We start from the raw sequence: 9,618 nt of genomic DNA, 5'->3' as shown, positions 1-9,618 counted from the left end.
AGCGAGAAACCGTTGGAATGCACGCCGGAGGAGGGCAGGCCGATCAGCACGTCGCCCTCGGTGATGCCGGAGCCGTCCACAATGGCGGAACGTTCGGCCACGCCGACCGCGAAGCCGGCCAGATCGTACTCGTCCTCGGCGTACATGCCCGGCATTTCGGCGGTCTCGCCGCCGATCAGACCGGCACCGGCCTGCACACAGCCGTCGGCCACGCCGGAGACGACCTGCTCCAGCAGGGCCGGGTCGTTCTTGCCGCAGGCGATGTAGTCCAGGAAGAACAGCGGTTCGGCGCCCTGGGCGGCGATGTCGTTGACGCACATGGCCACACAGTCGATGCCGATGGTGTCATGCCTGCCGGCCATCTTGGCCACGACGAGCTTGGTGCCCACGCCGTCGGTGCCGGAGATCAGCACCGGTTCGCGGTATCCGAGCGAGGCGAGGTCGAACAGGCCGCCGAAGCCGCCGATGCCGCCGACCACGCCGGGGCGTTCGGTGCGTGCCACATGGGATTTGATGCGCTTGACGACCTCATAGCCGGCTTCGACGCTGACTCCAGCGTTCTCATACGCTTTGGGCATGATCTCCCTTTCTTGGTGCAGCTGCCGCTGCGATGGTTGGTTGGGTTGTGGATGGACGATGGGATGATGATGACGGGTGTGCCGCGGCTTACTGCTTGGGCGGCCACTCGCCGGGCTTGAGCCCCTTCTGGCAGGAGAACTCGTTGCCCTGGTAGTCGCTCTTGTCCAGCGCGAACTTCGGCAGGCGCACGCGGTCCTCCGGGGTCAGAGAGGCCAGGAACTCCTGCTCGTAGTCATCCAGTGCGGTCGGGTAGTCGCCGTTGAAATAGGCCACGCACAGGCCGCCGTACGGGGCGTCGGCGTTCAGTCCGATCGACTCGATCAGGCCGTCGAGGCTGAGGAACGACAACGTATCGGCGCCGATGAACTCACGGATCTCCTCCACCGACTTCTTGGCGGCGATCAGCTCCTTGGTGGTGGAGATGTCGATGCCGTAGAAGCAGGGGTACTTCAGCGGCGGCGAGGAGATGCGCATATGCACCTCGGAGGCGCCGGCCTCGCGCAGCAGCTGGACCAGACGCTTGGAGGTGGTGCCGCGCACGATCGAATCGTCGACCACGACCACGCGCTTGCCGCTGACCACGCCGCGCACGGCGGCGAGCTTCATGCGCACGCCCTGCTCGCGCAGCTCCTGCGTGGGCTGGATGAAGGTGCGTGCCACGTACTGGTTCTTGATCAGGCCCATCTCGTTCGGCAGATGGGCGGCCTCGGAATAGCCGGAGGCGGCGGACAGGGAGGAGTTCGGCACGGCGATGACCATGTCGGCGTCCACCGGCGACTCCTGCGCCAGCCGGGCGCCCATGCGCTTGCGGGCCGAATGCACGTTCACGCCGTAGATGTTGGAATCGGGACGCGCGAAGTAGATGAACTCCATCGAGCAGATCGCCAGCTGGGTCTGGTCGGTGTAGGTGTCGATGCGGTAGCCGTCGTCGTCCACCACTACGATCTCGCCGGGGCGGATGTCACGCACGAGCTCGGCGCCGACGATGTCCAGCGCGCAGGTCTCGGAGGCGAGCACATAGGCGCCGTTGGTCATCCGGCCCAGGGAGAGCGGCCGGAACCCGTTCGGGTCGAGGGCGCCGATCATGGCGTTCTCGGTCATCAGCAGGTAGGCGAACCCGCCGTGGACGGTGTTGAGCGCCTCCTTGAGCTTGTCCATGAACGTGGGCTGCTCGGAGCGGCGGATCAGGTGCATGAGCACCTCGGTGTCCGAGTTCGAACGGAAGATCGCGCCCTGGGATTCGAGCTCGCGCCGCAGCGTGGGGCAGTTGGTCAGGTTGCCGTTGTGGGCCAGCGCCATATCGCCGTCCGAGAAGCGGAAGATGAACGGCTGGATGTTGTCGGTGGAGCCGGAGCCGGCGGTGGCGTAGCGCACGTGGCCGATCGCGCGGTCGCCCCTGAGCCGCTGGATCTCGCGTTCGTCGGAGAACACCTGCGTGAGCAGGCCGAGCCCGCGGTGCCCGATGAGATGGCCATGGTCGTTCGAGACGATGCCGGCGCCCTCCTGTCCGCGGTGCTGCAGTGCGTGCAGGCCGAAGTATGTCAGTCGGGCCGCGTCCGGGTGCCCCCAGACGCCGAAGATGCCGCATTCCTCGTGGATGTCTTCAAGTTCGGCGGACAAGCCTGATGCCTCCTTGTCAAGGCGTGGAGCATTACATCACAACGATAGCAATCAAGGGCTACATCCCGGGGTGTTGCCGGGCGGCGTGGTGCCGTGGCGGCACGGCGGGTCGGCAACGTGCCGACCCTTGCCGCGCGACACATATTCGTACAAATGTTCGAATCGTTTGGTATGCTGTATTCCACGGCAGCCGCTGGGCGGTTCGCTGTGGATATGCGTATCGGAACGGCGAAAGGGGGTGTGATGGCGACACGCACATGCATCGCGGTCGATCTCAAGTCGTTCTACGCCTCCGTGGAATGCCGGGAGCGGGGACTCGACCCATTGACCACGCATCTGGTGGTGGCGGATGAGTCCCGCACGGATAAGACCATCTGCCTGGCCGTCTCGCCGTCGCTGAAGGCGTATGGGCTGCCGGGGCGGTGCCGGCTGTTCGAAGTGCGTGAACGGTTGCGGGCGGTCAACGAGGAGCGCCGTCTGCGGGCGCCGGGCCGGCGTCTGGTGGGGGAGTCGTTCGATGCGGCCGAGCTGGCCGACCATCCGGAACGTGCGGTCGGGATGGTCATCGCCAAGCCGCGTATGTCGCACTATCTGCGGTGCAGCGGTGATGTCTACCGTGTGTATCTGCGGTATGCGGCCGCCGAGGACATCCATGTGTATTCGATCGATGAGGTGTTCATCGACGCCACGCGGTATCTACGCGCGCGTGGCATGACCCCGCGGCAGATGGCCGCCGCGATTGTGCGCGACGTCGCGGCCGCCACCGGCATCACGGCCACAGCCGGCATCGGCACCAATCTGTATCTGGCCAAGGTGGCGATGGACATCGTGGCCAAGCACATCCCCGCCGACGCCGACGGCGTGCGTGTGGCCGAGTTGGATGAGATGTCCTATCGGCGGCTGCTGTGGGATCACCGCCCGTTGACCGATTTCTGGCGGATCGGACACGGATATGCCAGGAAGCTGGAGGCGCAGGGGCTGCTGACCATGGGGGATATCGCCCGTTGCTCGCTCGGCTCCGCCTCCGACTATTACAACGAGGACCTGCTCTATCGGATGTTTGGGGTCAACGCCGAACTGCTCATCGACCACGCCTGGGGGTGGGAGCCGTGCACGATCGCCGACATCAAGGCGTACCGGCCGGAAGGCCACAGCATCAGCTCCGGCCAGGTGCTGCAGGGGCCGGCCGATTTCGCCACGGCACGGCTGATCGCCAAGGAGATGGCCGACACACTGGCCCTGGACCTGACCGCCCAAGGGGTGCTGGCCGGCCGCGTGGGGCTGGCCGTGGGGTATGACATCGGCAACGTGGACCCATCCAAACTGGAATGCGCGTCATCGGGAACCGATGGGGGAACGCATGCATACGCCGGACCGGTGAAGAAGGACCGATACGGACGCACGGTTCCCAAACCCGCGAACGGCTCCATACCGTTGGAGAAACGGACGGATTCGGCAAGCCGGCTGCGTGAGGCGATGACGGAACTGTTCGACCGGCTGGTCGATCCCTCGCTGATGGTGCGTCGGATCACCGTGGTCGCTGACGATCTGCATCCGGCGGAGGAATCGAGGACGGGGGACGTTGGGTATGAACAACCCGACTTGTTCTCCGTGCTGGCTGCGGATGGGGAACCGCAGGACGCCGTTGCCGTGGGCCGGCCCGGCAACTGTCGGAACGACGGGGTGCGGCGGGGTACGGACGATTCCGGCGGACAGCCTGGCAATGCGGGGGAATCGGCGGCGACCCGTGAACGAGACATCCAACAGACGCTGCTGGACGTCAAGCGCAAATTCGGCAGAAACGCCGTCATCAAGGCCATGAACATGGAGCCCGGTGCCACCGGACAACAGCGCAATCGGCAGATTGGAGGGCACGCCGCATGAACGGAGGACGCCATGGCGCTTGAAACCACACACCGGTATGACGACATCATCAACCTGCCGCATCACGTCTCGCGGCGGCATCCGCCGATGTCGCGGCATAACCGCGCCGCCCAGTTCATGCCGTTCGCCGCGGTGGCCGGCTACGACCAGGTCGTTGCGGAGACCGCCCGCAGCAACGAGCATGACATGGCAGTGGCCGACACCCCGGTCGACGGTTTGGCCGAAGGTTGGGTGCCGGCCTAAGCCCTGGATTCAGCTGCGGCGGCTGCGGAGACGGGCGAACAATCCGCCATGCGGCGAGCCTGTGCCGCCGACGCGGAGCCCATCCCGCAGTGTGCGCGGCAATCCGGTATCTCGGTCCCGGTCGAGGTCCTGCTTTTGCGGGGCGGGTTTATGTCGTGGCAACAGCGGGCAACCGGCGCAAATCAGCGAACCGGGGTCGGGATTGCACCAGGCCTCGCCGCAGGCGGCGCGCGGGGACAGATCCATCACCCGCAGCCTGCCGGTCCTACGTGCGTGGTCGGCGATCATCGCCACGAATTCGCGGGGCAGCCCGTGGTGCCGGGCGCACGCCTCAAGCGTCATGCCGGATTCCAAATCGGCAATCACCTGCGTGACGGTGTCGGCATTGTCATCCGCATGCCGACGGTCGGGCGGCATGGTGCCTGAACTGCCGGCACGCCGCCATCGGCTTGATTGCGCGCCTACCATACGAGCCTTAGTAGTTGGAAGGCGACGACGGCGAGCACATAGGCCACGGTCAGGCTCAACCCCACCGTTTGCAGCATCGTCCGGAACCCATACTGGCGTTTCAGCTCGGCCACCGTCGCCAGACACGGCGTGTAGGCGAGCACGAACAACAGGAACGCCGCCGCGGCCGCCCTGCCATGCCCGCCGGAGGAGGCGTCGAAGGATTCGCGCAGCCGCGCGCCCAGCGTCCCCTCGCCCTGCCGCTGTTCCGTTGCGTCATCCCCGCCGGCGACGTTGTACGACTGCGACATCGAACCGACCACAACCTCCTTGGCCACGAATCCGGTGATCAGTGCGGCCGAGGCGTGCCAGTCGCCGAACCCCGCCGGTGCGAACACCGGCGCCACTGCGTCGGCCACCACGCCGTACACCGAATCGTGCACATCCTCGACCTGGCCGAACGACCCGGCTCCAGGTGTCGCCGGGATGCCCTGCAACACCCACAGCGCCACGATCATCGTCACGATAACCGAACTGGCCCCGCGCACGAAACCCCACAGCCGCCCCAGCACCGAACGGATGAGCATGACCAGCCGCGGGCATTGGTACGGCGGCAGGCTCATCGCGAACGGTTCGGGCTTCAGACCACGGAACTTCGTATGCCGCAGCAGCAGGCCGACCAGCAGAATCACCGCAACCGACAGCACGTACATGAGGAACACCACCAGCCCGGCATGGCCGCGGAAGAAGGCATAGGCGAGCACCAGATACACCGATAGACGCGCCGAGCAGGAGGAGAACGGGATCAGCATGCCGGTCAGCACACGCTGCCGGGAATCGGGCAGCGTCCTGGTGGCCGCCAGCGCCGGCAGATTGCACCCGAACCCTACGATGATCGGCAGGAACGCGCGACCGTCCAGACCGATCGTTCGCATCGCGCGGTCCATCACGAACGCCGCGCGCGCCAGATACCCCGAATCCTCCAGCAGCGACAGCAGCAGGAACATGATGCCCATCGGCGGGATGAACGTGAGTACGGTCACCACGCCGTCCAACACGCCGTCGACGACAAGCGCATGCGCCCAGCCCGCGGACGCCGCCGGACCGAACCATGAGAAAGCGGTATCGACCATGGCGGTGAGCCATCCGCGTACAGTGACGTCGAACCAGTCCTGCATCGGACCGGCCAGCGTGGTGGTGGCCTGAAATACCAGATACATGACCGCCAGAAACATGACGATGCCGAACACCGGATGCAGCAGCACGCGGTCAATCCGGTCGGACAAGGTGACGCGGTCCCGCATCTGCAGGTCGAGGCCGCGGATGATGCGCGCCGCCCAATCGAAACGCGCATCGGCATGATTCTCGACCCATGCACGCACATTCGCCGTGCCGGTGAGCGGATGCAGGCCCTCGGGCACCGGTGTGCCCCGAAACCCGTTGGCGATTGCCCGGACCAGCCGGTCGGTCCCCGCACCGGTGCGGCCATCGACCGCGACCACCGGCAACCCGTCCAACAGCGTGGACAGTCGTTCGGCATCGACGCCGCAACCTTGGGCCTCGGCCAGGTCGTTCATCGTCAGCGCGACGACGGTGGGTGCTCCCAGTTCGACCACCATGGCCAGGAAATACAGGGAACGGGCGATATTCGTCGCATCGAGCACGGCGACGACTAGATCGGGGCGGGGCAGCCCCTCGGCACCCATTACCGCGTCCGCGGCCACCTTCTCATCGGGGCTCAGCGGCAGCAGCGAATAGGTGCCGGGCGTGTCGGTGCAGTCCCAGACCTCGGCGGGACCATTGCCATCCGGATCCCGATAATGCAGTCGCCCGGTTTCCAGCAGCACGGTGGTGCCCGGGGCGTTCATCACCTTCGTGCGGGCACCCAGCAGCGTGTTGAACAGCGAGGATTTGCCGACATTCGGATTGCCGACGAACACGACATGCCGCAGCACATCCGCTTCGTGCTCGCCGTCCGCGGCCTCCGGGCGCGCGTCGCCATCGCGCCCTACAACGCTCATGCGGTCCGCATCCCGTCGGTCGAAGCGCACGGTCTGGTCGCCGCGGCCGGAGAAGAGCGCGCCGAATCCGCGCCGGTGGGCATGGCCGCCATGCGTGGCCGTGTGGGGCGGATGACTGTTCGTGGGTGTGGTCATCGTGTCGTCTTCTGTTCGGCGTCGTCGGGCGTCCTCACGCTGATGGCGCGCGCGGTGCCGCCGTCCAGCGCGATGCGCTCGGGACCCCGCGCCACGACGCGGCCACCGAAGCCGCTGCGTTGCACGACTCGTATGATGACACCGGCGCGCAACCCCAGTTCCATTAACCGGAAACGATGCCGTTCATCCAGGTCGATGCCGTCCACGATGACGGTGTCGCCGGCCCGGCAGCCGGCCAGCGTGCGTGGGCCGCGTGTTGGGGTCGCGGTGTCGGGGCCGGTTGGCGGTGTGGTGTCCATAACGGTCATGCCTCCCAACATATGAGCGGCATGACCGAAAAACAAGACTTGTATTTCCGCTGATTTCTGGTATCCTGCCCGGCGTGTTGTCGCGGGTCGACGACGACACGGACGCGGGATGATGTCTGGGATGCCGTGCTGTCGCATGGGGATGACGACACGGGGATGACGACACGGACACGGGGAAGGGGGTGCTGCGGCACCCGAAATATGAATGGAGGGGCGGACGCCATCAGCGCCAGCCCCTCCACGTGATCGGTTGTTCGGAATCAGGCGGTGAAGTACTCCACACCGGCCTCGAAGATCGGCTGGTACGTGTTGCCCGGCACATTGACGTACAGGCCGTTGCCGGAGCGCTCCGAATGGCCCATCTTGCCGAACACACGACCATCCGGACTGGTGATGCCTTCAATGGCCAGCAGCGAGCCGTTCGGGTTCGCGCTCAGGTCCATCGACGGCACGCCGGACTCATCCACGTACTGCGTGGCGATCTGGCCGTTGGCCTTGAGCTGCGCCAGCACCTCGTCGGAGGCCACGAAACGGCCCTCGCCGTGGGAGATGGCCACCGTGTGCACATCGCCGACCGAGGTCTTGGCCAGCCACGGCGAAAGGTTCGAGGCCACGCGGGTGCGCACCAGACGGCTCTGGTGACGACCGATCGTGTTGAACGTCAGCGTCGGGCATTCGGCACTCATCGGCACGATGTCGCCGAACGGCACCAGACCCAGCTTGATGAGCGCCTGGAAACCGTTGCAGATGCCCAGCATCAGACCGTCGCGGTTCTTCAGCAGATCGCGCACCGCATCGGTGACGGCCGGGGCACGGAAGAACGCGGTGATGAACTTGGCGGAACCGTCCGGTTCGTCGCCGCCCGAGAAGCCGCCCGGAATCATGACGATCTGGCTCCTGCGGATCTCGTCGACCAGCGCCTGCGTCGATTCGGCCACGGCTGCCGGCGTCAGGTTGTTGATGACCAGCGTCGTCACATCCGCGCCCGCACGCTCGAAGGCGGCGGCAGAATCGTACTCGCAGTTGTTGCCGGGGAACACCGGGATGATGACATGCGGCTTGGCCACCGGTGCACCCGTGTACACGGTCTTCTTCGCCGCTTCGAACGATACGGTCTCGACCGGGGCCTTGGCCGCGTCGTCCTTGCTGCGGTACGGGAACACGGACTCGATGCCGCCCTCCCACGCGTCCTGCAGGCCGTTGAGGTCCAACGTCTCGCCGCAGGCCTCGAACATGTACTCCTCGCAGGTCACGCCGATCTGACCGACCTCCACCAGGTTCGTGACCTTGGGCAGTTCGGCGTAGTCGTCGAGTTCGACGAGGAACGAGCCGTAGGCCGGGGTGAACAGGTCGTCGATCGCAATCGACGGATCGAGCCTCACACCGATGCCGTTGCCGAGCGTCATCTTGAACAGCGCCTCGGCCGTCGCGCCGTAGCCCGGCGTGGAGACGGCGACCGCGTCATGGAAGTCGACGAGGTATTCGACCATCGTCATCGCGGCCAGCAGACCGTCCTTGTCCGGGGTCAGACCGTCGGCCAGATAGCGCGGTGCGATGCGCACGATGCGGTGGCCGGCCTTCTTGAACTCGGGGGAGGTAGCGTGGCGCATGTCGCCCACCGCCACGGCAAAGGAGATCAGCGTCGGCGGCACGTCGAGATCCTCGAAGCTGCCGCTCATCGAATCCTTGCCGCCGATCGCGCCGACGCCCAGGTCGGCCTGCGCCATCAGCGCGCCGAGCACCGAGGCCACCGGCTTGCCCCAGCGGGCCGGATCATCCTTGAGCTTGCCGAAATACTCTTGGAAGCTCAGGTACGCCTTCTCATGCTCGAAACCGGCGGCCACCAGCTTGGAGAGCGATTCGACAACCGACAGATACGCGCCGGTGAACTGGTTCCTCTCGGAGATGTACGGGTTGAAACCCCAGGCCATCGCGGAGGCGGTGGTGGTCTCGCCGAACACCGGGAACTTGGCGACCATCGCCATATTCGGGGTCAGCTGCCTGCGGCCGCCGAACGGCATCAGCACGGTCGCCGCGCCGATCGTGGAGTCGAAACGCTCGGACAGGCCCTTGTTCGAGGCCACGTTGATGTCGGTGACCAGCGTGTGCATGCGCTCCGCCAGCGAGCCGGACATCCACGGGCTGGTGTAGCCGGCCCCGGACTCCACATGCACGTCCATATGCTTGGGCGCGCCGTTCGAGTTGAGGAACTCGCGGGACAGGCTCACGATCACGTCGCCGTTCCAGGTCATCTTGAGGGTCTTCTCCTCGGTGACGGTGGCGATGACGGTGGCCTCCAGGTTCTCCTCACGGGCGTAGCCCAGGAATTCGTCCACATCCTCGGCAGCGATGGCCACGGCCATGCGCTCCTGGGATTCGGA

General features: G+C 66.0%; 8 protein-coding genes. 2 read left to right on the top strand and 6 right to left on the bottom strand.

Annotated elements, in window-relative coordinates; genetic code table 11:
• Positions 1-578, bottom strand: a 578-nt coding sequence (purM, locus tag B4C31_RS01175; RefSeq protein WP_291530998.1) for a phosphoribosylformylglycinamidine cyclo-ligase, incomplete at its 3' end; no start/stop codon positions are given.
• Between the two features lie 88 nt (positions 579-666).
• Positions 667-2,199 (bottom strand): amidophosphoribosyltransferase, encoded by a 1,533-nt coding sequence (purF, locus tag B4C31_RS01170; protein ID WP_291530997.1) that lies wholly within the window; start codon positions 2,197-2,199, stop codon positions 667-669.
• 213 nt (positions 2,200-2,412) lie between these two features.
• On the opposite strand from purF, the gene B4C31_RS01165 reads away from it, so the two are divergent.
• Both B4C31_RS01165 and B4C31_RS01160 read left to right on the top strand, forming a co-directional pair.
• On the top strand, positions 2,413-4,083 hold the full coding sequence (locus B4C31_RS01165) for a type VI secretion protein ImpB (RefSeq protein ID WP_414631819.1): 1,671 nt from the start codon (positions 2,413-2,415) through the stop codon (positions 4,081-4,083).
• A 12-nt stretch (positions 4,084-4,095) separates the two neighbouring features.
• Positions 4,096-4,326 (top strand): hypothetical protein, encoded by a 231-nt coding sequence (locus B4C31_RS01160; RefSeq protein ID WP_204387224.1) that lies wholly within the window; start codon positions 4,096-4,098, stop codon positions 4,324-4,326.
• A gap of 9 nt (positions 4,327-4,335) precedes the next feature.
• Here the strand turns inward: B4C31_RS01160 and B4C31_RS01155 are convergent, their stop codons facing one another.
• The 4 genes from B4C31_RS01155 to B4C31_RS01140 all read right to left on the bottom strand — a co-directional run.
• The gene (locus B4C31_RS01155; RefSeq protein ID WP_291530995.1) at positions 4,336-4,794 is read right to left on the bottom strand and encodes a hypothetical protein; all 459 of its coding nucleotides are present in this window, start codon (positions 4,792-4,794) and stop codon (positions 4,336-4,338) included.
• Entirely contained in the window at positions 4,788-6,929 is a 2,142-nt protein-coding gene (feoB, locus tag B4C31_RS01150; RefSeq protein ID WP_291530994.1) for a ferrous iron transport protein B, read from the bottom strand. The genes B4C31_RS01155 and feoB overlap by 7 nt, the downstream gene beginning before the upstream one ends.
• Complete coding sequence (locus B4C31_RS01145; protein WP_291530993.1) at positions 6,926-7,237, bottom strand: FeoA family protein; 312 nt, start codon at positions 7,235-7,237, stop codon at positions 6,926-6,928. Before B4C31_RS01145 ends, feoB begins: the two co-directional genes overlap by 4 nt.
• A gap of 260 nt (positions 7,238-7,497) precedes the next feature.
• The coding region (locus B4C31_RS01140; protein WP_291530992.1) for a phosphoribosylformylglycinamidine synthase at positions 7,498-9,618 on the bottom strand (2,121 nt) is incomplete at its 5' end.

This window comes from Bifidobacterium sp. UBA4282 (genome assembly GCF_002394995.1).
GTDB classification, from domain to species: domain Bacteria; phylum Actinomycetota; class Actinomycetes; order Actinomycetales; family Bifidobacteriaceae; genus Bifidobacterium; species Bifidobacterium pullorum_B.
Note: the sequence above shows the minus strand (reverse complement) of the source record. Positions and strands in the feature narration are given on the sequence as shown.

What these genes read in the sequence shown, in the direction of transcription:
- B4C31_RS01165 (WP_414631819.1), top strand. Translation starts at nt 2,413, where the DNA reads ATGCGTATCGGAACGGCGAAAGGGGGTGTGATGGCGACACGCACATGC.
- B4C31_RS01160 (WP_204387224.1), top strand. Translation starts at nt 4,096, where the DNA reads ATGGCGCTTGAAACCACACACCGGTATGACGACATCATCAACCTGCCG.
- B4C31_RS01155 (WP_291530995.1), bottom strand. Translation starts at nt 4,794, where the DNA reads ATGGTAGGCGCGCAATCAAGCCGATGGCGGCGTGCCGGCAGTTCAGGC.
- feoB (WP_291530994.1), bottom strand. Translation starts at nt 6,929, where the DNA reads ATGACCACACCCACGAACAGTCATCCGCCCCACACGGCCACGCATGGC.
- B4C31_RS01145 (WP_291530993.1), bottom strand. Translation starts at nt 7,237, where the DNA reads ATGACCGTTATGGACACCACACCGCCAACCGGCCCCGACACCGCGACC.